25 protein-coding genes are annotated in these 25,000 nt (G+C 58.8%); 9 read left to right on the forward strand and 16 right to left on the reverse strand.

Annotation, left to right across the window (positions count from 1 at the left end; genetic code table 11):
- The 5 genes from V1283_RS28045 to V1283_RS28065 all read right to left on the reverse strand — a co-directional run bounded on the left by V1283_RS28045 (position 1) and on the right by V1283_RS28065 (position 6,808).
- Positions 1 to 867, reverse strand: a complete 867-nt coding sequence (locus V1283_RS28045; RefSeq protein WP_334389823.1) for a branched-chain amino acid ABC transporter permease — start codon at positions 865 to 867, stop codon at positions 1 to 3.
- 135 nt (positions 868 to 1,002) lie between these two features.
- On the reverse strand, positions 1,003 to 2,178 hold the full coding sequence (locus tag V1283_RS28050) for an ABC transporter substrate-binding protein (protein ID WP_334389824.1): 1,176 nt from the start codon (positions 2,176 to 2,178) through the stop codon (positions 1,003 to 1,005).
- 55 nt (positions 2,179 to 2,233) lie between these two features.
- Entirely contained in the window at positions 2,234 to 3,670 is a 1,437-nt protein-coding gene (locus V1283_RS28055; RefSeq protein ID WP_334389825.1) for a glutamine synthetase family protein, read from the reverse strand.
- Between the two features lie 37 nt (positions 3,671 to 3,707).
- Entirely contained in the window at positions 3,708 to 5,066 is a 1,359-nt protein-coding gene (locus V1283_RS28060) for an aromatic ring-hydroxylating dioxygenase subunit alpha (RefSeq protein ID WP_334389826.1), read from the reverse strand.
- A 35-nt stretch (positions 5,067 to 5,101) separates the two neighbouring features.
- Positions 5,102 to 6,808: an amidohydrolase gene (locus V1283_RS28065; RefSeq protein WP_334389827.1), complete on the reverse strand. Its 1,707-nt coding sequence runs from the start codon at positions 6,806 to 6,808 to the stop codon at positions 5,102 to 5,104.
- A 227-nt stretch (positions 6,809 to 7,035) separates the two neighbouring features.
- On the opposite strand from V1283_RS28065, the gene V1283_RS28070 reads away from it, so the two are divergent.
- The 3 genes from V1283_RS28070 (at position 7,036) to V1283_RS28080 (ending at position 9,457) form a co-directional block, all read left to right on the forward strand.
- Positions 7,036 to 7,359, forward strand: a complete 324-nt coding sequence (locus V1283_RS28070; protein ID WP_334389828.1) for a 2Fe-2S iron-sulfur cluster-binding protein — start codon at positions 7,036 to 7,038, stop codon at positions 7,357 to 7,359.
- Positions 7,356 to 8,594: an NAD(P)/FAD-dependent oxidoreductase gene (locus tag V1283_RS28075; protein WP_334389831.1), complete on the forward strand. Its 1,239-nt coding sequence runs from the start codon at positions 7,356 to 7,358 to the stop codon at positions 8,592 to 8,594. The genes V1283_RS28070 and V1283_RS28075 overlap by 4 nt, the downstream gene beginning before the upstream one ends.
- A gap of 65 nt (positions 8,595 to 8,659) precedes the next feature.
- Positions 8,660 to 9,457, forward strand: coding sequence for an IclR family transcriptional regulator domain-containing protein (locus V1283_RS28080; RefSeq protein ID WP_334389832.1), 798 nt, complete (start codon positions 8,660 to 8,662; stop codon positions 9,455 to 9,457).
- 19 nt (positions 9,458 to 9,476) lie between these two features.
- Here the strand turns inward: V1283_RS28080 and V1283_RS28085 are convergent, their stop codons facing one another.
- On the reverse strand, positions 9,477 to 10,010 hold the full coding sequence (locus V1283_RS28085) for a MarR family winged helix-turn-helix transcriptional regulator (RefSeq protein WP_334389833.1): 534 nt from the start codon (positions 10,008 to 10,010) through the stop codon (positions 9,477 to 9,479).
- 318 nt (positions 10,011 to 10,328) lie between these two features.
- Here V1283_RS28085 and V1283_RS28090 point away from each other — a divergent pair, with 318 nt between their 5' ends.
- Positions 10,329 to 11,516: an ABC transporter substrate-binding protein gene (locus tag V1283_RS28090; protein WP_334393206.1), complete on the forward strand. Its 1,188-nt coding sequence runs from the start codon at positions 10,329 to 10,331 to the stop codon at positions 11,514 to 11,516.
- 83 nt (positions 11,517 to 11,599) lie between these two features.
- Here the strand turns inward: V1283_RS28090 and V1283_RS28095 are convergent, their stop codons facing one another.
- Both V1283_RS28095 and V1283_RS28100 read right to left on the reverse strand, forming a co-directional pair.
- On the reverse strand, positions 11,600 to 11,923 hold the full coding sequence (locus V1283_RS28095) for a Rieske (2Fe-2S) protein (RefSeq protein ID WP_334389834.1): 324 nt from the start codon (positions 11,921 to 11,923) through the stop codon (positions 11,600 to 11,602).
- A 69-nt stretch (positions 11,924 to 11,992) separates the two neighbouring features.
- Positions 11,993 to 13,216 (reverse strand): Rieske 2Fe-2S domain-containing protein, encoded by a 1,224-nt coding sequence (locus tag V1283_RS28100; protein WP_334389835.1) that lies wholly within the window; start codon positions 13,214 to 13,216, stop codon positions 11,993 to 11,995.
- A gap of 153 nt (positions 13,217 to 13,369) precedes the next feature.
- Between V1283_RS28100 and V1283_RS28105 the strand changes: the two genes are divergently transcribed.
- The 3 genes from V1283_RS28105 to V1283_RS28115 all read left to right on the forward strand — a co-directional run bounded on the left by V1283_RS28105 (position 13,370) and on the right by V1283_RS28115 (position 16,009).
- Positions 13,370 to 14,251 carry an SDR family NAD(P)-dependent oxidoreductase gene (locus tag V1283_RS28105; RefSeq protein ID WP_334389836.1) on the forward strand — a complete coding sequence of 294 codons (882 nt, stop codon included), beginning with the start codon at positions 13,370 to 13,372 and terminating at the stop codon, positions 14,249 to 14,251.
- A 110-nt stretch (positions 14,252 to 14,361) separates the two neighbouring features.
- Positions 14,362 to 15,168 (forward strand): aminotransferase-like domain-containing protein, encoded by an 807-nt coding sequence (locus V1283_RS28110; RefSeq protein WP_334389837.1) that lies wholly within the window; start codon positions 14,362 to 14,364, stop codon positions 15,166 to 15,168.
- A 277-nt stretch (positions 15,169 to 15,445) separates the two neighbouring features.
- Positions 15,446 to 16,009 (forward strand): cupin domain-containing protein, encoded by a 564-nt coding sequence (locus V1283_RS28115; RefSeq protein WP_334389838.1) that lies wholly within the window; start codon positions 15,446 to 15,448, stop codon positions 16,007 to 16,009.
- A gap of 40 nt (positions 16,010 to 16,049) precedes the next feature.
- Here the strand turns inward: V1283_RS28115 and V1283_RS28120 are convergent, their stop codons facing one another.
- The 7 genes from V1283_RS28120 to V1283_RS28150 form a co-directional block, all read right to left on the reverse strand.
- Positions 16,050 to 16,673, reverse strand: coding sequence for an FMN-dependent NADH-azoreductase (locus tag V1283_RS28120; protein WP_334389839.1), 624 nt, complete (start codon positions 16,671 to 16,673; stop codon positions 16,050 to 16,052).
- Positions 16,674 to 17,106: 433 nt separating this feature from the next.
- A complete protein-coding gene (locus V1283_RS28125; protein WP_334389840.1) occupies positions 17,107 to 17,448 on the reverse strand; it encodes a 5-carboxymethyl-2-hydroxymuconate Delta-isomerase in 342 nt (113 codons plus the stop codon).
- A gap of 14 nt (positions 17,449 to 17,462) precedes the next feature.
- Complete coding sequence (pcaG, locus tag V1283_RS28130; protein ID WP_334389841.1) at positions 17,463 to 18,053, reverse strand: protocatechuate 3,4-dioxygenase subunit alpha; 591 nt, start codon at positions 18,051 to 18,053, stop codon at positions 17,463 to 17,465.
- Positions 18,053 to 18,757, reverse strand: a complete 705-nt coding sequence (pcaH, locus tag V1283_RS28135; RefSeq protein ID WP_334389842.1) for a protocatechuate 3,4-dioxygenase subunit beta — start codon at positions 18,755 to 18,757, stop codon at positions 18,053 to 18,055. Before pcaH ends, pcaG begins: the two co-directional genes overlap by 1 nt.
- Before the next feature lie 94 nt (positions 18,758 to 18,851).
- The gene (locus V1283_RS28140) at positions 18,852 to 19,391 is read right to left on the reverse strand and encodes a 4-hydroxylaminobenzoate lyase (RefSeq protein ID WP_334389844.1); all 540 of its coding nucleotides are present in this window, start codon (positions 19,389 to 19,391) and stop codon (positions 18,852 to 18,854) included.
- A gap of 23 nt (positions 19,392 to 19,414) precedes the next feature.
- The gene (locus V1283_RS28145; RefSeq protein ID WP_334389845.1) at positions 19,415 to 20,158 is read right to left on the reverse strand and encodes a nitroreductase; all 744 of its coding nucleotides are present in this window, start codon (positions 20,156 to 20,158) and stop codon (positions 19,415 to 19,417) included.
- On the reverse strand, positions 20,134 to 21,348 hold the full coding sequence (locus V1283_RS28150) for an ABC transporter substrate-binding protein (RefSeq protein WP_334389846.1): 1,215 nt from the start codon (positions 21,346 to 21,348) through the stop codon (positions 20,134 to 20,136). Before V1283_RS28150 ends, V1283_RS28145 begins: the two co-directional genes overlap by 25 nt.
- Before the next feature lie 531 nt (positions 21,349 to 21,879).
- Between V1283_RS28150 and V1283_RS28155 the strand changes: the two genes are divergently transcribed.
- The gene (locus V1283_RS28155) at positions 21,880 to 22,857 is read left to right on the forward strand and encodes a LysR family transcriptional regulator (RefSeq protein WP_334389847.1); all 978 of its coding nucleotides are present in this window, start codon (positions 21,880 to 21,882) and stop codon (positions 22,855 to 22,857) included.
- Here V1283_RS28155 and V1283_RS28160 read toward each other — a convergent pair.
- Positions 22,850 to 24,214 carry a 3-carboxy-cis,cis-muconate cycloisomerase gene (locus V1283_RS28160; RefSeq protein WP_334393208.1) on the reverse strand — a complete coding sequence of 455 codons (1,365 nt, stop codon included), beginning with the start codon at positions 24,212 to 24,214 and terminating at the stop codon, positions 22,850 to 22,852. The genes V1283_RS28155 and V1283_RS28160 overlap by 8 nt on opposite strands.
- 381 nt (positions 24,215 to 24,595) lie before the next feature.
- Between V1283_RS28160 and V1283_RS28165 the strand changes: the two genes are divergently transcribed.
- Entirely contained in the window at positions 24,596 to 25,000 is a 405-nt protein-coding gene (locus V1283_RS28165; RefSeq protein ID WP_334389848.1) for a Rid family hydrolase, read from the forward strand.

Consider the following 25,000-nt stretch of genomic DNA (forward strand, 5'->3'; position numbering starts at 1 on the left):
TCAATGAGCCCTTCCGAACAGACCGTTCGGAAACAGAAATACGATCAGGATGACTGCTAGATAGAAGAAAAACTCACCGAATTCGGGGGCGAGGTACTTTCCGGTCGTGTCGGCCAGTCCGAGCAGCAGCGACGCGGACAGCGCTCCCAGGATAGAGCCCGCGCCGCCGACCGAAACGACGACGAGAAACACCACCATGTAGCGAAGCGCATAGAACGGTTCGATGGGCAGAAGTTCGGCCCCGATCACGCCGCCGAACGCACCGAGCCCGACGGCCAATGCAAAAGTGGCGGAGTAGATCAGCTCAGTCCGGATCCCGAGCGATTCCGCCATGTCGCTGTTGTCGACGGCCGCCCTCAGCCGTACGCCGAACTCCGTCCGCTCAAGCAGGTACCAAAGTGCCACCGCAATGACGCCGCCGCACGCAATTACGAACACCCGATGCGTCGGGAGCATTCGGAAGCCGATATCCAGCGGACCACTCAACGCCGCCGGGAGCGGGATCGACTTAAGCGTGGGACCGAAGACGAAGTTCGCCATCCCGATGATGAAGAACGTGATTCCGATCGTCAGTAGCAATTGGGTCAGCGCGTCGGACTTTCGGTAGATTCGGCGGTACAGCAAGAACTCCAGCGGGGCTGAGATCAGGATCGTACCGACCACCGCAACGAGGATGGCGACAACATAGCTCGCCCCCATCGAACGTATGGCGTACGATGCAAGGTAGCCGCCAATCATCGCAAAGGCGCCATGGGCGAGATTCACGACGCGCATCAGGCCCATCATGATGGACAGGCCGATCGAGATCGTGAATAGCACCATGCCGTATGCTACCGCGTCGACAACGATACTGAAAATCGTTCGCAAGGTAATATCCTATCGCGTCGACGGAATTGCGCCGCGCCAGATCATTATTTGTCCAAGGCGGCCCTGCAATTGGCAGACCACTACGCAAATTGAGCTATGATGCCCCGCGGCAGGGCCGCGAGGCATCAAGAGAGGTCAGTTCTTGCTCAGCGCCCAATCCGGTTGGGCGTCGAACGTCTGGATTTCCTTATTGATAAACTTGCCATCCTGCTTCGCCACTTCGCGAAGGTAGACGTTCTGGCGGATATGCCGGGTATCGGGATCGATCGAGACCGGCCCACGCGGGCTCACCCACTTCATTCCCTTCACCGAGGCGATCGCCTTCTCGGGATCGCGCTGCCCGTTGGTCGCCTCGATCATCTTGTAGATCAACCGGGCACCGTCGTAAGCGGCAACCGACGTCATCGTCACCTCGTCGAGCTTGCCGCCGCCCTTCACTATCTGATCGAGGAAGGCCTTGTTCTCCGGCGAATCGTGGGAGACCGCGTAGTGGTAGGTGGATAGGATACCGATGCCGCTATCTCCAATGTTCGGGAGATCAGGCTCGGTCACCACATCGCCGGTTGACATCAACTTGACGCCGGCAACCTTCAGGCCGTTGTCGATATAAGCCTTGACGAACCCGAGCGTCGGCGGTCCGGCGGGCAGGAACGTGAAGATCGTGTCGGCGCCCGAGTCCTTGATCCTTTGCATGATCGGGCTGAAGTCGGTCGTGTTCAACGGCATGCGGATCGCTTCGGTCACGGTGCCGCCGTCGGCCTCAAAGGTCTTCTTGAACGCGTTCTCGGCGTCAATACCCGGTCCGTAGTCGCTAACAGCGATCGCGGCCTTCTTCGAGCCGTTCTTTCTCGCGACGTGGGCCGCCGGAACGGTATTCTGCCACATCGTGAACGAAGTGCGCACGATGTACGGGCTCTTCTCCACGATCGCGGAGGTCGCGGCATTCAATACGACGAGCGGCGTCTTGGACTCCTCCAGCAACGGAGCGACTGCCATGGCGTCGGGCGTAAAATACAGACCAGCGAGATACTGAACCTTGTCCTTTACCAGCAGCTCCTGGGCGAGCGCCTTCGACTTTGCCGGGTTGGGCGATTCTTCGTCGCGATAGACGAATTCGATCTGGTGGTCACCGACCTTGTTCCCGTGCTGCGCGACCCAAGCGTCGATACCCATCTTGAAGTTCTGTCCGAACAGCGCGTACGGGCCGGACATCGTCCCGATTACGCCGACCTTGATGACGTCGGCCGACGCCCCCGTGCTCATCAAGCCGAGAGCGGCCAAAACAGAAAGCAATCTAACTGGCTGATTCATCTCAATCCTCTCTCAAGTGACGGCTGATCCGGCCGCTTGCACGTTTTGTGTTCTCTCAGAACATCTCGAAGTATTCGCGCTGTTCCCATTCGGTGACCTCCTCCTGAAAACGCTCGATTTCCGCGTTCTTGATGTGGACGTAGTAGTCCACCAATTCCGCTCCCATCGCGTTTCGGAAGAAAGGATCCTCCTGCAGCGCGAAGACCGCCTCGCGTAGTGACTTTGGCAACAAGCTCGCCTTCGTTTCGTAGGGCGTGTCAGCCGACGGTCCGGGATCGAGCGAGCGGTCGACACCATCGAGCCCGGAGAGGATCTGCGATGCCATGTAGAGATACGGGTTTGCCGCAGGTTCCCCGACCCGGTTCTCCAGGCGCGTCGCCTTGTCGTTCGGACCGCCCAGGACACGAAGCATCACACCGCGGTTGTCCCGTCCCCAGATCGCCCGGTCCGGCGCCAACGAATAGGACCGGTACCGCTTGTAACCATTGATCGTCGGGGTGGTGAATACGGTCGAGGCGCGCGCGTGCTCGAGCAAACCACCAAGATAGTGCCTTCCGAACGGAGAAAGCGGCTCGCCGGCCACCTTCGACATGAACGCGTTCTCGCCGCCGTTGCGAGTGACAATCGACTGATGAAGATGCCATCCGGACGATACGACGTTCGGAATGCGCGGCCTGCACATGAAAGTCGCGTGATAGCCGTGACGCCTGGCGATTTGCTTAACGGCACTGCGAAACAGAATCATCGTGTCGGCTGGAACGAGACCGACCGTGGGCTGGAATGTGAACTCCGCCTGGCTGGGACCGTACTCGACTTCCATCGAACGGAGCGGAAGGCCGAGCGCGACGATATCACGACGAATGAGCTCGAGGATTGGCTCCATCTGATCGTAGCGCTGCTCCGTCAGATACTGGTATCCGTGAGAAAGGAGACTGACTTCGGGAGGCTCACCTGGCTGGCCCGCATGTTCCGGCCGCATCTTCGGGTCAGTGACCTTGAAGATGTGAAACTCGACCTCAAGTCCGGCCACGAAGTCGTAGCCGCGTTGGGCCAGCTTCTCCAATGCCGACTTGTAGAGGCCGCGTGTCGCGAAAGGCACCGGCCGCCCGTCGGCGAAATGGAGGTCGCACAGCAGCCATCCCGTCGTCGGCGCCCAAGGCAGCACCTTGAAGGTCGTCGGATCCGGGATCATCAGGACGTCGCTGCCACCCTGCATCTCGCTCATGCCGAAGCCGCCGCCGGCGGTGAACACCGGGAAAACCGTCCGGTGCGACGTGTCCTTCGCCAACATCGTCGTAGTGATCGAACAGCCACTCTCGAGCGAGCTTAGCGCTTCGGACGCAATCAGGGTCTTGCCGCGCAAGATGCCATGCTGGTCCGGAAACGACAGCCGGATGGTCTCCAGCTTGCTGTCTTCGGCGACCCGCCGTAAGCGGGTCGCGGCGTCGTTCTGTTCATCGGACCAGAGCCCGTGTTTCTTGACGAAACTCAAGGTAGCTTCCTTTCCAAACTGGGATCCGCGGCAGCAATTACTCGGCAGCGGTCAAATGGGAGACTTTCTGCGCGATATCGGCAGGCACGGGAGCCGCCCAGGGCGCCCCCCTCCTCCGCTTCACATCGACTTCCATCCAGTAGGTTTCCCAGCCCTTGGTGGGGCCGATGCCATCCATCGTCGCCGGTCCTTGGATGCCTCGGGCGTGTGCCTGGTCCAGGAACATGAACGGCTTTCCGCCCTGAGCGACCTTCTCGATCTCCTGCCGTAGGAGCCGGCGGTACTGGATGATCGCCTTGTCCGTCTGGCCGAGATGCTCGCGAGTACGGTCCTGGATCGCTCCCATCGACTCGACAGCCCACTGATCATGGACGTTGATGTCTGCGCCCATCCCCGTATAGGTCTCATGCGCCTGTTCGTGCGGATCGAAGCCGTAGTCGTTAGCCTTGTTCTTGCGCGACCGGTATTCGGGCAACTCGTAAAGCTCGAGCCGCTGCTCCTTCATCTTCTTCTTGTCCATCGGGACGGTGTAGCTGGTGAAGATCGCGTACCAATAGCAATTCTTGTCATCCACCGGCACGTGCCACTGCGTAATCGTCATCTCCGTGCTCATCGGAATGACGAAAGCATGCGGGAAAAGCTGATTGGTGACGCGGACATGCGTCCGCTCCTCGTCGATGGCACGCAGCGCGACGAGCCGCAGACCGAATTCAGTGTGTTCGACATTGATGATCGGCTGATCGAACTCGCGCAGGACCTTCGTCATGGGAATTTCGCTGTCAGCGGAGGCGCCGCGGAACTGCTTGCCGTACGCGACGGAAGTGTCCTCATCCTCGAAGAAGCGATGCAGGAACGAGGCGTGCGCCGGGTCGATGCCGACTTCCAGGGCCTGAAGCCAGTTGCATTCCATCAATCCCTTGAAAGCAAAGGTATATGCTTCCGGTGCCGCAAAGCAGTCGATCTCCGGAAACGCCGGCGGCTCGCCTTCCCCGAGATAGGTCCAGAGAATCCCGCCCTTCTCCATGACCGGATAAGCGCGCTGCTTGATGTTCTTGCAAAGCGAGGAGCCGACCGGCTCCGCCGGCGTTTCCAGGCACTGGCCATTGACGTCGAAGAGCCAGCCATGGAAGGCACAGCGCAGGCCGCCATTTTCCAGCCGCCCGAAGGCCAGATCCGCGCCGCGGTGCGGACAATCGCGATCCATCATTCCGTATCGTCCGCTTTCGTCGCGAAATAGTACGAAGCTCTGCCCGAGCAGCTTTACCGCCTTGATCGGACGCTCGCCTTGCAGTTCATCGAGAAGTGCAGCCGGCTGCCAGTACATCCGCATGAGCTTGCCTGCGGGATCCGCCGGACCGATGCGGGTGATCAGGTCATTCTGCTGTTGACTCATCATGGTGAGGTTCTCCTTCGAGTCTTGCTAGGATTGTTTCAGAAGCGATTGAACACAACTTTGCCGCCAACCAATGTCTTTTCGACCTTGATGTCCTTGATCTCGTCTTCCGGGAGGGTCATGAAATCCGCAGAGAGCACGACCAAATCCGCCAGCTTTCCTGGTTCAAGAGATCCCTTCCGCTGTTCCTCAAACATGTAGCGGGACGCCGCACTGGTGTAGAGACGCAGGGCCTGTTCCCGGCTGATCGCCTCGGAGGCACCGTAGACTTTTCCGTTGGGATCTTTCCTTGTAACCATGATGTACATGTTGAGGAACGGATTGATCGGATTGACGGGGAAATCCGTACCGGCGCCGAGGTTGTTTAGGCTCATTTTCTCGATCAGCGTTTTTGTGGGTACCGCGCGGTCAGCAGTCGCTTTCCCGAGAAAGCGCTCGACCGTCGCCGCCTTATCCCACATGAACACGTTCTGAAAATCGATGCGGACTCCCAGCTTTTGGGCGCGCTCCATCTGTTCGGGTCTGATCAAGCTTGCGTGGATGAGGATGAAACGCCGATCGCGGATCGACTTCTCCTTATCGGCGGCTTCAAACGCATCCAGTACTTGGTCGATGCCTAGGTCCCCGACGACGTGCACACCTACGCGCCAATTGTATCGGTTACAGATCGAGACGAGTTGCTTAAGCCGCTCCGGAGTCTGCTGCGCTATGCCGTGGTAGTCGTCGTGGGAGTCGGGATAAACTTCGCGGGTCAGCGCCGTCTTCAACGTCATGCCGCCATCATAGAAAATCTTGATTCCGGCAAACTTGAGCCAGTCGTCCCCAAAGCCGGAGGACGCGCCGTTGCCGCTCATGATGGCTTCCCAGGCCGACATCTCTGCAGGCGGCTCGGGACGGTACATGACGCCGACACGCACCGAGGCATCTCCCGACAGGGCGAGCTTCTGAAGAGTCCGCACATCTCGAGCTTCCGTTGCGCCTTCGACAACGCTTGTGATGCCAAAACTGTTCAGAGTACCCTCGGCCAATCGGAATTGCCGGATTTCGTCGTCTTCCGACCATGGGGGCACGGCCTTTTCGACGCGGTCGATTGCTGTCTCAACCAGGACGCCGGTCGACTCGCCCGAGGTGTCTCGCTCGAAAGACCCCCCGCTCGGGTTCGGCGTGCCCTTGTCTACGCCCGCCTTTTGGAGGGCGAGCGTATTGGCCATCGAAAAATGGCCAACCGTCCGGAGATAGACCGGATTGTTCGGAGCAACGCTGTCGATCTCCTGACGAGTGAGGTAGCGCTTTTCCGCGAGTTGAGACGGCGGATGCCATGCGCTGCCGATAATCCATTCGCCGGGCTTCTTGGTTGCAGCGAACGACTTGAGCGCGTCCAAAGCATCCGCGACGGATTTTGCCCTGCTCATGTTGACGACGTATTCGGCGAGACCCGCAGCCTTAAAGTGAGCGTGCGTGTCGATCATTCCCGGAACGACCGTTTTGCCTGCGAGATCGATGACCTGCGTTTGCGGACCTTCGAAAAGCTTGATCGCCGCATTGCTACCGACCGCGAGAATCTTGCCGTCCCTAACTGCCAACGCCTCGGCAACCGTGGAGCCGAGGTCCATCGTCAGAATTTTTCCCTTGATCAAGACCAACTCGGCCGGACTAACGCCCATCTGCTCCGCAGCGGCGTGCGTTATGCCGGCGACACACATGCCGACCCCAAGGACCACCAACGCTTTCAGCTTCCCGAACATGGAATTTGACTCGCTCGTTATTTTGTTCAATAGACGAACATTAGTTCGATATTCGCAGAATGCATCTAATTTTATTCCGGTGCAAGTGCTATGTTAGTTCCAAGCGGCCTGTTTAAGCTCCAGAAAAGGATCGATTAGACCAAGCTCTTGGATTTAGTTAAGAAATTCTTCTTGATTTGTTCGTTCCACGAACTTATGTTCGTCCATCGAACCGACGGAGAGTTGCAATGTCGAGAGTGAAGTACGTCCAGCAGGACGGCGCGGAGTGCGTGCTCGAGATCGGATCCGGGGTAAGCGTCATGCTCGCCGCGGTCCGCAACGGCGTATCCGGAATTGAGGGCGAGTGTGGCGGATGTCTCGATTGCGCGACATGCCACGTCTACGTCGACGAAGCGCAGATGGGCGCGCTCCCTTCGCCGAACGACGACGAACTCGAACTCCTCGGCACTGTCGCGGCACCAAGAAAGCCCAACAGCAGATTGAGCTGTCAGCTCAAACCGCCCTTCCCGACCGATACGCTGACTATCTACGTTCCGGAGGCACAATCATGAACGGTCTCGTCGTCATCGGCGCATCGTACGCCGGCGTCCAAGGTGCCCTTTCCGCACGTGACTCGGGGTATTCCGAACCGATCACTATCGTGGCGGACGAAGAGTGGATGCCTTATCAGCGGCCTCCCCTGTCCAAGGATTTCCTCGTCGATCTCGCGACGGAAGATAGTCTCGTCCTTCGCGACAAGGCTTTTTTCGCGAACAAAGGCATCGAACTCGTGCTCGGCGCCCGCGCAACGGACATCGACAGAAGTTCGCGGAAGGTCGTGCTCGGCGACCATTCCGAGCTCGTGTTCGACAAGCTACTCATTGGGACAGGATCCCACGCGAGGAAGCTTCCTGTTCCGGGAGCCGACCTGGACGGTGTCCGCTACCTCCGGACGATGCAGGACGCGATCGATCTCAAGGCTGCGCTGCGGGACGCTACCGAAATCGTCGTTGTCGGCGGCGGCTTCATCGGTCTCGAAGTGGCTGCCTCGGCCAGCAAACTCGGCAAGAAGGTCACCGTGCTGGAAAGCGCGGGTCGTCTCTTGGAGCGGGCGGTATCACCGACCATCTCTGAATTCCTGCTCGACATGCACTTGCAACACGGTGTGGACGTGCAGCTCGGCGAGACCGTCGTCTCGATGGATGGACAAAGCGGTCGGGTCACGTCGGTAAATTGCAAGAACAGAGCGAGCATCCGAGCGGACCTCGTTCTGGTCGGCGTCGGCGGGCTTCCGAACGATCAGATCGCCAAGAGCGCCGGTCTGAACTGCCTCAACGGGGTCGTGGTCGATGACCACGGCCGCACCAGCGACCCTAACATATTCGCCGCAGGGGATTGCGCCACGCACTTCAATACCTTCGCCTCCGATTGGCTGCGCCTCGAATCGGTGCAGAACGCCCAAGATCAAGCAAAGGCCGCCGGCCTGGCGATCGCCGGAAGCACCGGCCCTTATGCGAGTGTTCCGCGGTTCTGGTCCGACCAATACGACGCGAAGCTGCAGATCGTCGGGTTATCTCGCAACTTCGACGACCAGGCCATACGGGGTTCGATCGACGACGGAAAATTCTCGGTTTTTTACTATAGGAAAAGCAAACTCGTCGCAGTTGACAGCATCAACCGGGCCGGGGACCAGATGGCGGCCCGGCGGCTTATTGCCGGGGGAATATCCCCGGCCCCGGATCAGATCAGGGATCCGTCCTTCGATCTTAAATCCCTGCTCAAATCGGCCGCCGGCGTTGGTGTATAGTCTGGAGATTCGGGGTCTTTTCTGCCAAGCAGGGCAAACAACGAGGAACGGACGGCTCACGCGAAATGCCTAAACTCAAGCGGACGGCTGAAGAAACGGAAGCCAGACGGGAGGGACCCGAGTTCATCGAAAGCCTCGATCGAGGTCTTCGCGTCCTGCAATCCTTCGGGATTGACCGCCGGCCGATGACCCTCAGCGACATCGCAAAGATCGCGAACCTGCCGCGCGCCACGGCCCGCAGGATCCTCATGACGCTCCAGAAGTCGGGCTTCGTGAGTGGCGACGAAAGGCTGTTTTCGCTGACGCCGCACGTATTGACCCTGGCGTCGGCCTACCTGGCTTCCAATCAGATCAGCACGGTCATGCAACCGCTCATGGACGACGTCTCCAGCAAGGCCAAGGAAGTCTGTTCCCTGGCACTGCTCGACGGGAACGAGGTCGTCTTCGTTGCACGGGCCAGCCCCGCTCGGGTGTTCCCCTCCGGAATAGACATCGGCTATCGTCTTCCGGCATTCTGCACTTCTGTCGGGCGTGTCCTGCTCGGCCGCCTCTCCAACGAAGACCTGGCTGCAGCGATCGACGCTATCCCCGTGAAATCGGAGACACCGGAGACGATCGTGGACAAGCACCTCATCGTCGCGACCATCATCACCGATCGAAGCAAGGGCTATTCGCTTGTGGACCAGGAGGCCGAGGCCGGTTTTCGGTCAGTCTCCGTTCCGATCCACCGATATGATGGAACGATCATCGCGGCTGCCAATATCGGAGCGCACATCGATCGCATCACCACCGGCGAGATGATTGACCGCTTTGTTCCGCTGCTGCGCGATATGTCGGCGACCGCAAAGCCCCTATTGGTCTAAGCGTCCGCGCTTTCCGGCGCTACGAGGCACGCCGCCTTGCGGCGCTCTTCTTCAACTCATTCGGAAGCTTGAGGGTTTGGACGCTCAGTAGCTTTCGCAAGGAACGGTCCAGGCCGTCTATCTCCTGGTCGGTCAAGCCGCTCGCGATCTTCACGTGCTCCACGACGCGGGCTATTTCGGCGATACCTCGATCCGCCACGGCTAATCCCTTGGCCGTCAACCGCACCAGTTCCGACCGGCCGTCGTCGTTGGCCGAAACCCTGAGGATAAATCCGCCGTCCTGCAGCCGCCCCACGCGCTTTGTCATCGCGCCGGACGTTACAAGCAATGCACGGAAGAGATCTGTCGGGCGCAGTTCGTAAGGCTTCCCGGAACGCCTTAGCGCAAGCAGGACATGGAGTTCGCCGGTTTGCAGCCCGATTGTCTTCGAGATCGCGTGAACCCTGGCCTCGTGCAAGTGATTGGCGCGCTCCATCCGTAGCAGCGTGCAAGCTACCGCCAGATTGAGATCAGGCCGTTCGACCAGCCACGCGGATTCGATGTCGTCGAACATCATTTCCTTTCGATGTGTTCGCGAAGCAGCGGCAGTCGACTTATTTCGACCTGCACTTTCCCTTTTCATCCGATTCTTTCCCATCCGTCGTCGCAGAGCGGAGAACCGATTCTGCGGCATCGCTTACGACAGGGTCTAGCATTCCCGCGTTGGAATGTCCGCCCGGAAGTTGGGGCGAAACGGGCCCGCTCCTTGAATCGTTTGAAACTGCGACGAAATGTGCAGACCAGCACAGCTGGCTGCGCCTTGACAATTTAACTTCCTAGGAAGATTGTTCCTAGGAAGATTATTGCTCACTTCGAGGTTCTGGTGCTGACAATGAAGATTTCAAGACGACAACTCGCGCTCGTAGTGGCCTTTTCCGCCATGTTATCGACCGCGCACGCAGCCGACGGCGAAATAGTGTTGGGGCAAACCATGCCCTACAGCGGTCCGGCATCCGCATTGAGCGCGATCGGAAAGGTCCAGACCCGCTATTTCCAGATGATCAACGAGCGCGGGGGCATCAACGGGCGAAAGATCAAACTGATCTCCCTGGATGATGCCTACAGCCCGCCGAAGGCCGTCGAGCAGACCCGCAAGCTGGTCGAGAGTGAAGAAGCCATCGCCATCTTCGGCAGTATGGGAACGGCGCAGAACTCCGCGGTGCAGAAGTATCTCAACGCCAAGAAGGTACCTCAACTCTTCGTATTTGCAGCAAGCGACCGCTTCGCGGACCCTAAAACCAGCCCATACAGCATATCGGGGATGACGTTGTTCAGCACCGAAGCAACGATATACGCGGACCTAGTCGCCGACACCATTCCACACGCAAAAGTCGCGGTCCTTTACCAGAATGACGATTACGGCAGGGAGTACCTGCGAGGGTTCAAGACTCAGCTCGCCAAACGGGATCCCGCCGCGGAGATCGTAGCGGCGACCGCTTACGAAGTGACGTCCCCGACAGTCGAGTCCCAGGTCATCGCGCTGGCGGCCACCAACGCGAGCGTGTTCCTCAACGCATCGACCGGAAAGTTCACATCACAAGCAATCAGGAAGGCAGGCGAGATCGGTTGGCGTGCGCAACAGTTTCTTCCGATCGGAAGCAATTTTATTTCAACAATCCTACGGCCCGGAGGCCTCGAATACGCAAAAGGCGCGATCTCGGCCACGCCGACGAAGTCGGTCGGCGATCCGGAGTGGGCGAACGACCCGGCCTACCTCGAATGGCTCGCCTTTATGAAGAAGTACTACCCGGATGGGGACCTGGAGGATCAGCTGAACTTCACGGGTTGGAACATCGCGGTGCTCATGACGAAAGTGATCGAAGCATGCGGATCTGACGTGTCGTCCGCAAATCTCATGAAGCAGGCGACTTCACTGAACAAGGTCGAGCTTCCCGGATTGATCCCGGGCGTCACTGTCAACACCAGTGCCGACGACTATCGCCTGATCAAGACGCTCCGGGCACAGCGCTTCGACGGAAGCCACTGGACGCCCCTCGCGGAAAAATTGTCGGTCCAGTAAAGCCGGGGCCCGCGTCGCGATCGCAAATCAGGCCCCCCCGCAGCGCGGCCATTTTAGTGAGAGGTGCCTGGTCGAGAATCCAATCAGGCCGCGTCCGCAGTATCGAGATCGACGAATACTTCGCCGTCCCGCACTTCGACCGTGTAAGTCCGCACGTCCCTGTATGTCGTGGTCTGGCACCTACCCGACCTTACGTCGAACATCGCACCGTGTAAGGGACATTCAATGACGTACTCTTCGAGAAAGCCGCTCGATAATAGCGCGTAGGCGTGAGGACAGACGTCGTCTGTAGCGAACACCTCTCCATTCACCATATACAAGGCGACGCGCAGGTCCCCTAACTTTACCCCGACCGGTTCTCCATCCGAGAGCTTCGAGACGGGACACAAGGCTTGCCAAGCCGACATCTTGATATCCTCCTGATCAGTGAGAAAGCGCGCGGCGGCGCTGGCCGCCGCGCCGGTTATCGATCGCGCCTATGGCGCGATCTGTCTCCAGTCTTCGGAGGCTGTCGCCAGCCGGCCGCCGACGGCGCGGATGTCCCGATACGACATGGTCTCGCATTGCGCGCTCTTCGGGGTCTTTCCGGCCATGAACGCCTTGACCTCTTCGAGTAGCTGCCGGCGTACGCGAACGATCGCCTGATCGGCCGAGCACAGATACTCCGCTGACCTGTCGACGATCGGTCCCATGCTGACCATGACGACAAAATCCTCGATGACGATCTCGAAGAAACCGGTGTTGTTGCCGGCGTCCATGATCTGACGGTTCTGTCCCCAATTGGTGCTCTTGTCGCCGGGCAGACCCCCGGCCATAGGCCATTGGTTGGCCCGCTGCGTTCGACGCCAGGAGTCGACCGGTTTCACGGGGTTGTAGTAGATGTACCACTGGATGAGGTTCTCATCGTCGATCGGAACGGCGATGATGGCGGTGCGATCCTGGTTCGGTCCGGTAAAGATCGGAGCGATCAGCCCGTAGTACGGCATCACAAATTCGGTGACGCGCGCGACACAAGATCCGTCCGGCGCCGAGCGGAGCGCGGCGGCCCGGAAACCGTAGGACTTTCTGTCGAACTCGTAGCTGACCGCCGTGTTTTCGCGGGTTGCGGCGAAGTCGGTCGCGGAGTTTGTCGTCCAACTCGCATGCAAAAGCGCAACATGCGAAGAATCGATCGTCGCCTCGACCCCCTGGAGCCAGTTTGCGTTCAATTCGATACCGGCGGCGTAGACCTGGTCGGGCGGGAGATCCATCCATTCGAAATCGCAGCACGGCGGAGCCTCGCCCTCGCCCAGCCAAACCCACACAAGGCCGGCGCCCTCGCGGACCGGATACGCCTTCACCTTCACTGTCTTGGCGAACTCCTTCGGACTGTTCGGCTCGTTCGGTACATCGAGCACCTCGCCCCCGGAGCTGATCTTCCATCCGTGGAACAGGCAGCGCAGTGAGCAGTCCTCGACGCGTGCCAAGGCAAGCGAGGCCCCCCGATGAGGGCATGCTTCGTCAAGGAATCCGACCTTGCCGTCGGCGCCTCTGAATGCGACGAAGTTCTGACCGAAGAGCTTCACCCGTACGGGTGCCTCGCCTTTCTTGACACGGACCGAAAGGACGGCCGGCAGCCAGTAATGCTGCCGCAGCATCTTTCCCATCGGAGCGTCGCCGGTAACACGACACAACAATTCGTTTTCTTCCCTGGTGACCATTGGAACCTTCCTTTGATTGAGTTGACGCGAGAGGAAGCATGAGTCATATTATCTTCCTAGGAAGATTGTTGTCAATGCGTCGTTCGATCGGCGCCGGGGTTTCGAAATTCGACCAAGCCAAAGGAGCGCGTCGCTCCTAGGGAGGAACGATCTATGTCGACCAAACGTCTGGAAGGCTGCATTGCAGTGGTTACCGGTGGCAGCCGCGGTGTCGGCAAGGGGGTGGCCTTGGGGCTTGCGGAAGCGGGCGCGACGATTTTCGTGACCGCACGAACCCGCAAGAGCGGAACAGCCGATTGGCCCGGCTCGTTGGACGAGACGATCGCCGAAATAGCGCAGGCCGGCGGCACTGGCATCGGACTCGAGTGCGATCACTCCGACGACAAGGCCGTGAAGGAAGTGTTCCTCCGCATCCAGCGGGACTGCGGCGGTCTCGATTTGCTCGTGAACAACGTGTTCGCCGCACCAAACGTGATGCCGGTGAACGTGCCGTTCTGGGAAGTGCCGGTCTCAGTCTGGGATCTGATGCACGACGTGGGCTTACGCTCCCATTTCGTTGCCAGCCAATTAAGCGTTCCGTTGATGCTTGGTCGCGGGAATGGGCTCATCGTGAACACATCGTCAGGCGGAGGGATCCGGTACACCTTCAACGTACCGTTCGGCGTTCAAAAGTCGGGCGTGGACAGGATGGCACGCGACATGGCGCACGAATTGAAGCCTTACGGCATCGCCGCGGTATCGATCTGGCCTGGATACATAAAAAGCGAGAAGCTCGCCGCCCAACCGGATCGCGTTCCGCCGGCGCTCGCCAAGCTCATCGCAGAGAGAGGCGAAACACCGATCTTCGTCGGACGTGCGGTCGCGGCCTTAGCCAGCGATTCTCTCGTCATGAACAAGACTGGGCAGATCCTGCTTGCTTCCGAATTGGCCGCGGAATACGGGTTCACCGACATCGACGGGCGCGTGCCACCAGCTCCCAGTCGCGACCCCTCGCCCCTGTCTGTCTTCAAGCCCGCCGGCCCCAGCGGCGCGTGATGTGCGCCGGCGACACGGTCCAACGAGGGACGCGCTTCGTCGTACCGGGATGATTGCCCGACCTGTCCCGGCGACAGCGAAGGCATTGTCGTGGATGCCGGCATCGATTTATGGTCCGGCGCCAAGCTGGCTGTGGTGACGCCTGCCCATCAATTCCCGCTGGGATGGCTCTCAGCCAACAAAGGCGTCGTCGCGTGCTCTCCTGGGCTCGGTCCTCGAAGGGCTGGATAGTCGAGGACGATTACTACACCGAATTTCATTTCGTCGGGAAGCCTCCCGACTCTCTCGCGGGCGCCGGCGGGTACGAGCGCGTTGTATATATCGGGACGTTCAGCAAGGTGCTGAATCCGTCGTTGCGTATCGGCTACGTCGTGGTACCGCCCGCGCTGGTCGAGCGGTTCTCCCAAATCCGTCGCATCATCGATGGCCACCAACCGCATTTCATGCAGGCTGTTGTGCACCGCTTCATCGAAGACGGGAACTTCGATCGCCATCTTGGCAAGATGAGGGCGCTGTATCCGAGACGGCGACGCGATCTCGTAGCAGCGATCACAGACGAGACCGGCGGTCGCTTAAGGCCGATCGAGGCGGCTGGCGGTACACATCTCACTGCCCTGTTTGATGAAGACATTGATGATGTTGCGTTCGCCCAAGCAATCAAACGCGCCGGTGTTAAAATGACACCTCTCACGTCGTTCCGCGTTCGATCCGGTGAGCCGGGACTGGTACTCGGATCTTCAAACTGCTCGCACTCGGCGCTTGACGGTGCCATGAACCAGCTTCACAAGACTCTTTCGTCCGCTTCCTACCCGAAAACGATTGCAAAGCGGCCTCAAGCGAGGTTGCTCGGCCCGCACCGTCCGGAGGCGGCCATTCCGGCGCCAGCGAAATGCAGCAGAACCACAAGCGGATCGTGAAAGGGGAGATGCGGAAGCCGTTTACGCGGGTCCATTAATGGAGTGGGCTGTAGGGTATCTGCAGGTGCCGTTTCGCTAGAAGTAAATCATGCGGACGGGTCAGTCGGATCTCGTCGCCCAACCTCTGCATGGAAGCTTGCGGCGGTTGGAAACACGCCTCCGTCCAACGCCGGCCGGCCGCACTTGGAAAGCAAAGCGCGTTGGATGCTTCTCTTCCCAGGAAGCTTTATGGCTTTTATAGACTGCAAAGCCAAAATGCGAAAGAGGAGAGAAACTCTTGCCCAACAACCGTAACGCACAAATCCCTACAATGGCCCCGAATTCGCTTCCCATCGCGGCCGTGACATCAGCTGCTAGCGGCGTCTTAGCGGCAATCCTGTTCGCAACTTTTCTCGGCCCCGCTCCGTCAACAAGCGCCTCGCTTCTCTTGCCCAAGTTCTTGTACGCGACTTTTGCGGATCTCTGCAGCTCGCAAACTGATCGCAGCTACACCATGGAGTCTGCCGCAGAACGCCCCGGGGCCGTCGCAGAGGTCATCTCCACCGAAAAACTTTCTCACGTTCCGGGCAAGAATATCTCTCTGGTTCGAGTGAAATTTCCTCCGGGAGGCTGGTCGCCCAAGCATTACCATGGAGGCTCCGTAACAGTCCACGTACTCTCTGGTACCATTCGTTCGCAGATCGAGGGAACGCCGGCCGCAACCTACGGTCCAGGAGAGACGTTCTTTGAGCCGTTGGGAGCGATTCATATATTTGCTGAGAACGTCAGCCGCACTGACTCCGCAGAGGTGCTTGCGGTTTTTGTTCACGATGAGGGGGCGACGCTTACCACACATTTCTGAACCACCACACCGGACGGAAGAGGCGAGTTGCTGCAGCTCACTAGAATATACGGGCAATTTCTCGCGCTTGCTGTTTCGCTTTTTCGAGAGCCACTACCGACTCAGAAAATGCGGCTGACGTCGGCGCAACGACGATCGATTGGATGTCTCTGCATCCGATAACGCGTAACCAGTGATCGAAATACCGCTTCTGATGGTCCATGCCGGTCATCCCCGACCCTTCCCCATAATCGAACGAACTACTGTAGATTGCGACGACAGGCTTGTTAACAAGCCCGACATATCCGGCTTTTGGCGACCACTCAAACAACAATCCAGGCTGCGTAATTGTATCAATGTACTTCTTTAGAATAAACGGGATACCCCAATTCCACATCGGCACGCTAAAAATGTATTTGTCGTAAGCCTTGAACTTCTCGGCTTCATCCACAATGCGGCGCCAGACTGACCGTTCGGATTCGGAATGGTTAGCGCGTCGCAGCACCGCATACTTCGCCTCGATTGCGACGGAGTCGAGTTCAGGAAGGTCGTACGACCATAAATCAATTCGGTCCACGACGTCAGATCCATTTATCGAGACGTATTCGTTGACGAAGGCGTCGGCGATCTTTGTAGAGCAACCTCGCGGGCGAGGCGAGGACGATATGCGGAGAATTCGGGCCATGACGAACAACACTCCAGTTATCTTCCTAGGATGATAATTCTATAACGCCAGGCAATCCATCCTGTCGTGCGCAAAAAGCGGCCAACGTTGCTGAATGATGCGGCAAATTTAGCGGATTAGCGAGCCTAGGTAGTTTTGCTGATTTCGTCGCTTGCCCAACCGCGCGACACACCTTGACACACTATCTTCCTTGGAAGATTATATGATGACTAGTCTAAGATGTTGAACCGACATTGGTCGCTGAATCATGCCGACCAACTTGGTGCGATGTGCACAACACGCGAGCCATTTCCATAACGAGCAGCGCCGTTCAACTGTTCAACTTTTGAATCCGGCTCCCGTTGCGCCTATCCCCGATCTCACTGAACATGATCCCGCATAGAACGCCGCCGTCTCATACCCGATGATTGAAATTGAGTATTGGAAACCGTTCTCATTCGAGCAGACGCTTCTTGTATGCATCCGGGTCCATGTCGCGGATATCGACGCTTATGCTGTATGTGCTCGTGAGGAGCTCGGACAGTGCTCTTCGAAGTTCCACGCTCAGCGCTTGCTTCTGTTGTCCCGTCCTGCCGGCGAGCAAGTATAGCGAGACATGAAAAAATGATCGGGCTTCTCCAGCCACCAAAAAGTCGTCAAACCTTTGAGCTCGGATCTTCAAATCCTCCGCCTTAACGACACCGGTCGAAGCAGCCGCGTTATGCAGGGAAAGGAGAATCTTGCCGATCGGCGGCATTTCCTGTTTCGCCGAGTAGTGACAGACAATATGGGGCAATCGCGTCCCTCTGTTTAAATGTCGAAGAATACGGTTTCGTTGTCGCCCTGCAGGTGGATGTCGAAGCGATAGACCGTACCCTGAGCGTCGCTTTCCTTCTTGGCCACCAGAGAATCACGACGATCCGCAGGTACGAGCGCCAGTATAGGATCGGATGCGTTCGCGACCTCATCCGAGAAATAAATCCTGGTTTGCGCCTGCCGCGTCATGCCCCGCGCGTAGACCGCAAGCACGATGTGCGGCGCCTGCTGCCTGTCGTTTGGGCCCGGCACCGAACCCGGCTTGATTGTCTTGAAATTGTACTTTCCATCGCTGCTCGTACCGCAGCGTCCGAACCCGCGAAATGCCAGGTTCTGCAGCGAGCGTCCGCCCTGCGGATCGCTAAAGCGACCCTGCCCGTCGGGCTGCCAGATTTCGAGCATCGAATCCGAAACGATCTTGCCGTCGCCGTCGAACACCCTACCCTCGATGCGGATGCGCTCGCCCGACACATCCGGAGTGGCCAGATCGTTGGTAAAGGCGTCGTTCCAGGCATAGTCGTCACCCGGCGTCAGGCCATATTTGAAATATGGGCCGACGGTCTGCGATGGGGTAATGCCGGTCATCAATGGGTCTCCAGCGGCGTGGCGTTGCGCCCTCGCAGCACGATATTGAAACGATAGGCAAGCGCCCAGTCGGGCTGGGTGCTGTCGAGGTCGAAACTGGACACCATGCGCATCCGGGCTTTTTCGTCCGCCACGGAATTGAAAATCGGGTCGAACTCGAACAAGGGATCATTGGGGAAATACATCTGCGTCACGACACGCGACAGGAAGGAGTGCCCAAACACTGAAAAATGGATGTGCGCCGGCCGCCAGGCATTCTTGTGATTTCCCCAAGGATAGGCGCCAGGCTTGATCGTGACAAATCGATAGTAGCCCTTTTCGTCGGTCACCGCGCGCCCGGCGCCCGTGAAATTGGGATCCAGGGGCGCTGGGTGCTGATCGACGACGTGTATGTAGCGGCCGCAGGCGTTGGCCTGCCATAGCTCGACCAACGTGTTGGCGACGCCGCGACCATCCTCGTCCAGCACGTGGCCATGGACGATGATACGCTCGCCAATGGGCTCACCGGCGTGCTGGACCGTCAGGTCGTTGTCACGCTCACGCACGGTTTCGTGGCCATAGACCGGTCCCGTCAGTTCGGACAAGGTAAGCGGCATGATGATCAAGGGCTTCGCGGGCGCACGCTTGATCGTGCTCTTGTAACCAGCAAAAAGCCGCGGGGCGAAGCTTTCCTCGGTACTTTCGCGCGGATAGACGAACGTCATAAGACTCTTCTCACTTCGGTTGTCACTATCGAAACTCAGGGTGGCTCGGTTACAGGGCCCCACAAGCAATCTGCAAACCAGCGGCCGGCAACAATTACTTCGGCGCTTCGAAATCGTACGAGATACGGCCCGCCGGAAGGTAGAACAGGGCAATCACGGCTCCCCCTCTTACCTCGGGATAATGCCGGCTTCCAGGATCCGGCGCGGTCCAACCCGGTCCTTGCCAGCCCTGCAAGCCTTTGAGCTCTGCGCCCTCATCGATCGGAATGACTACATTCAGCTCTCCATAGGGGTGGCCGTGATACTGGCCGCGCAGTACATCGTCGTCGTGCTTGTCCTTGAATCGTTTGGGGTCCTTGCTGTCCATGTAGACAGCGGTGATGCTGAAATGGAAGCTCTCAGGCGATGGCTCCAGTATCCTGCTGCGCCGGTAGTTGGGTCCGTCCACTTCCTGATTGGCAGCCCACCCCTCTTTCACGCCGAGCTTGATCAGCCTGGCGAGGTCCTTATAGAGCTCACTGTTTTCACCGTACTTCTTGTTCAGCCACTTCTCCATGTCTGCGCCCGGGGTCATGTCCTTGACCTCCTGAAGAAATGGAATACTACGTTGAATTAAGTCTTCCCGGTGTCCCATCGATCCTATCCTTTCGCTCGTGCTCAGTCTTCGAAGCCGATAAACCTTGTGAATTCGCTTACGGCGACTCTCGGCATCAATCTGCCTGAACTCACCAACTCGTCTTCCGCAAAGCCGATTGAAACGCCGCAGACGACCATTTGCTCGGCCGGGATCGGAAGAAATTCCCTAAGCACAATGTGATACTTCGAGAATGTCTCTTGCGGGCAGGTCTGAAGTCCCCGCGCGCCCGCCGCGATCATCACATTTTGGACGAACATTCCAAGATCGAGCCAACTTCCGACCTGCAGCCGCCTATCGATGGTGACGATCAGCCCAACCGGTGCGCCGAAGAACCCATAGTTTTTCGAAGTTTGACCTGCGCGACCCACCAAGTCCGCCTGCTCGATTCCAAGCGATCCATAGAAGAGGCGGCCAAACTGATTGCGCCGTGACAGATAGGGCTCAGGCAGCTCCGTGGCGTAGTACTGGTACTCGGACTTATGCTGATCCCTAGCCTTGTTGTGGGCCTCAAGTAGCGCCCGCGAGACCTCTTCCTTCTCGCTCCCACCGAGGACGTAAACATTCCAAGGTTGGATATTGGCTCCGCTCGGCGCGAACCTAGCGACGTCGAGAATGTCTTCGATCGTCTGCTTTGGGACCGCTCGACTCGTAAAGGACCGACTGGCGAAGCGACCCGTTATGATCCTATCGACAGCCTCCCGCCCTTCGCCGCCGCCGCAATGCGAGGGGTCCTTGGCGGCTACTTCTTGCTTACTAGAGGACATCCGCCCTCCTCCTGAGGTTTGAAAGCCTCGTCGCCCGGTATTGTTGCCAGAAGCTGATAATAGTCGAACCTGTACTTGGATTCCTCGGGCTTCTTGACCCTGAAGAGATACATGTCTCGGATCAGGCGGCCGTCCTCTCGGATCTTGCCGTTTTTGGTCATGAAATCGTTGACAGGAATCTCGCGCATTTTCGAAGCAACCGTCGGACCGTCAACGGAACCAGCGGCTGCCGCTGCTTTGAGATAATGCATAACGGCGCCGTAGGTGCCGGCATGGATCATCGTCGGAACCTTGTTGGTCTTGTCGATGAAGCGCTTCGACCAGGCGCGCGTATCGTCATTGAGATCCCAATAGAACGCGGAACTCAGTATCAACCCTTGGGCACTCGGCAACCCGAGACTGTTGACGTCGGCGATGAACACCAGAAGACCCACCAGCTTCTGAGTCTTGGTCACACCGAATTCACCGGCCTGCTTGACAGCATTGATGAAATCCCCACCCGCATCGGCCAGCGCGATCGCTTCAGCCTTCGACGATTGAGCCTGCAAGAGGAAGGACGAAAAATCCGGCGTATTAATCGGATGCTTCACAGAGCCGACGACCTTGCCCCCCTCCGCATCGATGACCTTGCGACTGTCGGCCTCAAGCTGTGCGCCCAACGAGTAATCGGCCGACAGGAAAAACCACGACTTCACACCGAGCTTAGAGACCGCCTTAGTGGCTCCTTGCGAAAGCGCATACGTGTCGTAGGTCCAATGGATCCCGGTCTGCGAGCATTCGTCCCCGGTCAAACGCGAGGTGGCTGCGCCGGTAGCAAGAAATAGTTTCTTCTTCTCACGAGTGATGCCCTGGACCGCGAGCGCAACAGCCGAATTGGGTACGTCCAATATTGCTTCAATATTTTCGTTTTCGATCCAGCGGCGCGCTATCACGCCGCCGACGTCGGCCTTGTTCTGGTGGTCCGCGGCGATGAGTTCAATTTTCCTGCCGAGAACGCTACCGCCGAAATCATCGATCGCCATCTGAGCCGCTACGACGGAGCCAAGGCCTCCATTATCCGCGTAGAGCGACGACATGTCCGTCAACACGCCGAGCTTCAAGGGACCTGTCGCCTGAGCGTTCGCCCGGTTCGAACCGACAACCGCCACGAGGCACAAAATCGTCGCCACTAGTCGCTTTCCGCCAACCATGATTCCCCTCCCTTGGCAAGTCCCGTGATATTCAGGAGAGTGACGAACAGCGGAAGTGAAAGTACTTCAGGGTCAAAATGCGCCTCGTTCAGTTCGACGAAACCCGGCCGATACCCCCGCTAATTCGGGCAAAAGGAGCTAAAAAGCCGGGCCAACGGGCCTGCCCGGCTCAGGTCAAAACGCCACTGGTGCCATACCGAAACTGCCGCCTGTTTCGGACGCCGTCTGCAGGCCAGCGCTGCACCCTCCCTGCGCCCCGTAGGTCTTCCCGAGCCAAGGGATGAAACGCGGGTCCATCCCACTGGCAGGCGCATGCGGCCACCTCTTCGCAACATCGAAGCTCCATGCACCGCGCGCCCAATGACGCTTGGAAACCCTCGTATTCCGGTCTAGCAAGGAAGGGGTACGCCCGCTGTGACCGAGCGAACGAATGTCGAACTAACCATTTCGGTTCGGAAATGACCGATTTTCGAGGAAAGTATCTTCTGGATCAGCGGCGCCGTCCGGCGCGCTTGGCACGGTTCTGATATGATGGGTTCCTTCAATACGTTGGACTTGAATTTGCTTCGCGTCTTCGATGCGGTGATGGAGGAACGTAGCGTTCTGCGGGCCAGTCAGAAGGTCTGCTTGAGCCAGTCCGCCGTGAGCCATTCGCTCGCGCGCCTGCGAGAAATGTTGGACGATGAGCTGTTCGTCCGCACGGCGACAGGCATGCAGCCAACCGCCAGGGCGCTGGCTATGGCGCCCCTGGTCCGGGAAGCGCTGAAATCCCTCGAGCAGGCGATCGAGCTACCTAAGTTCGAACCGGCTACCTCGACTAAGAAATTGACGATCGCAGCAAACGACTTCACCACCATGGTCGTCGCTCCCCGCCTGCTTCACATCTTGAGAACCGAAGCACCACACGTCGACATCGTGATCAAGCCGGTCACCCGGATCGACCTCGCGGAGCAAATTGACCTCGGCAGGATTGACGCTGCCATCGGTACCTTCTCCGCCGTCCCCTCGCGGTTCAAGTCCGGCTTCCTGTTCGAATACGACGACGTCCTTGTCACGCATTCATCGCACCACCTCGGCCAGCTCACCACCGAGACACTTTCCGAGCTGCCCATTGTCGTCGTCTCGTTTGGAGGCGAACCGGAGGGAGCCGTCGACGGATTCATCTCGGAACGCGGCCTGGCGCGCAGATCCGAGATGTACGACCGAGCCTCGTTCGAACGGGCGATGTCCGCGTCAGAACGCGTGCCGAGGATTGCCGTCTCCCTCCCCCACTTTCTCGCGCTTCCGACTTTCCTGGACGGTTCGGGACTTTCCGCCATCGTCCCGCGCCCTCTGGCCAACTCTTTTGCCCAAACTAATCCGATCTCGATTCACGAGCTTCCATATCCGACGACACGCCTTGAGGTCCGGTCGCTCTGGCACGAGCGCTATGAAGGCGACGCATCGCAAGACTGGCTTCATGAAGTCATGAGACGGGCAACGGAACACCTCCGAGTTGCCGTTACGTGACGCAACGGCCTTCGAGGGACCCCAGCAAACGGTCGATCAAGGCCTGTGAAACTCCTTGATAGGAGCTGGGCTCGAAGAGCTCCGCGAGCCGGTCCGGATCGAGCTGTGCAGTCACTTTAGGATCGCTGGCCAGCACGCAGCGCAAATGAAGCTTTGCGGCGACCGCCTTTTTGCTTGCCGCCTCGACGAGGTGGTGAGCGGAGCTCTTTCCCAACTTTTCCGCCAGGGCGAAAGTCACGGCCTCGGCCATGATCTGGCCGTGGGTCGCGTCGAGGTTTACCCGCATGCGGTCGACGTCGACCTCAAGTCCTTCCGCGATGTCGACTACGGCGGCAATCGCACCCGACGTGATGGCAAGAAGCGTCGGCAGGGTTGACCATTCCGCGTGCCAGGCTCCGGCGCTCCGTTCGTGCTCCTGGACCTGAGCGGCGAAAATCGTCGCAGCCAGGTTCGGAGCCATCGTGGCCGCCGCCAGTGCGCTCGCGGCCGCCACGGGGTTGCGTTTATGCGGCATCGTCGAAGAGCCGCCCCGCCCCTGCCCTGACGGCTCAAAGGCCTCCGCTACGTCCGTTTGCATCATCAACGAGACGTCGCGCGCGATCTTGCCGCATGTCCCGGTCAGGATAGCCAGCACGGAAGCGATTTCCGCAATTCTGTCCCGGTGCGTATTCCAGGGCGCCTCGGGCAACGGTAGCCCGAGGGCCAGTGCTAGTTTCTCGGCAACCAGCAGTCCCTTGTCACCGAGCGCGGCCAACGTTCCGGCAGCGCCGCCGAACTGCAGCGCCAGTTCCTCGGCACGTACGCGCTTCAAACGTCGGCGTGAACGGTGTAACGCAGCGGCGTATTCGGCAAGCTTGAGGCCAAAGGGCATCGGCAGCGCATGTTGCAGCCAGGTCCGGGCAACCATTGGTGTTTCGCGGTGCCTGCGGGCCAAGCGCGCGAATGCCGCGACCGAGCGATCAAGCAGCGGCAACAATGCATCGATCGCGGTCCGAATAGCCCGCATCGTGGCCGTATCGATGACGTCCTGGCTCGTAGCCCCCCAGTGGACGAAGCGCGCGGCGTCCGGATCGGTCCTAGCGACACTCACCGTCAAGGCCTTTACTAGCGGAATCGCCACATTACCCGACTGCGACGCAGCCCCCGCAAGCGCACCGAGATCGAAGCGTTCGGCCTTGCAAGCCTTCGCGATTGGACCGGCCGCGCTTTCCGGAATAACGCCGATTACCGCCTCTGCCCGTGCAAGCGCGTTTTCGAAATCGAGCATGTACTGAATGTACGGCGCATCTTCCAAGGCCCCTCGAACCGCGGCGCTGGAAAACATTGGTGCCAGCAAAGACCAGATTGGAGAGTTCATCGCGACGGTCCGTTTCAAAGAAAACCCCGTCGTTCGATGATGAACGACGGGGTTTGGCCAATGGCGCCAAGTCTAGGGAGGAAAGCCCCCAAAGGGGCACCGAGAGCACGGCCGTAAGACGCGCTCCCAGTCGGTCACGATCACGGCTGTCCGCCGGACCGAATGGCGATCTAATCTGAATGCGGGTGACTTCGCAGTGAATGGGTTAGAATCCGTCCCCGTATTCTGATTTTGGTTATTATTGAGATTTTCGAAATTTTCAAGTACCTTTTGCGGTGCGGCCACGCCCGACAACATTGGTCGTCCGTTACCCTCGGTGCAGTTAGTAACCGAACTATGCAGGTCTAGGATCCTGTTGGGCGCCGAAGTCAAGGAAAACTCATGCCGAAGACGATCGTGAATTCGAAAAATGCCCCTGTCACCGGCTTTACCGACGCGCAGAACGCATCTCCGATCGTCCAGGCGATAAGGTTCGGAAACATGCTGTTCGTGTCCGGCCAAGGTCCGCTCGATCCTGAGACGAAGCGGGTTGTCGACGGCGGAATTGAAGTACAAGCCCTGCGGACCTTGGAAAACCTCCAAGCTGTCCTCCACGCTGCCGGTGCAAGCCTGGCGAACGTCGTCAACATGCGGGTCATTCTGCGAGACGTAAGCGATTTTGCGAAGTTCAACGAGGTGTTCCGCAGGGAGATCGGCGCTGAAAAGGTCACCAGGACCTGTGTCGGTGGCACGCCTCACCGGACCGGCGTGAACATCGAGATCGATTGCGTAGCGATGTTTGATTGA

Source organism: Bradyrhizobium sp. AZCC 2262 (genome assembly GCF_036924535.1).
Taxonomy (GTDB): domain Bacteria; phylum Pseudomonadota; class Alphaproteobacteria; order Rhizobiales; family Xanthobacteraceae; genus Bradyrhizobium.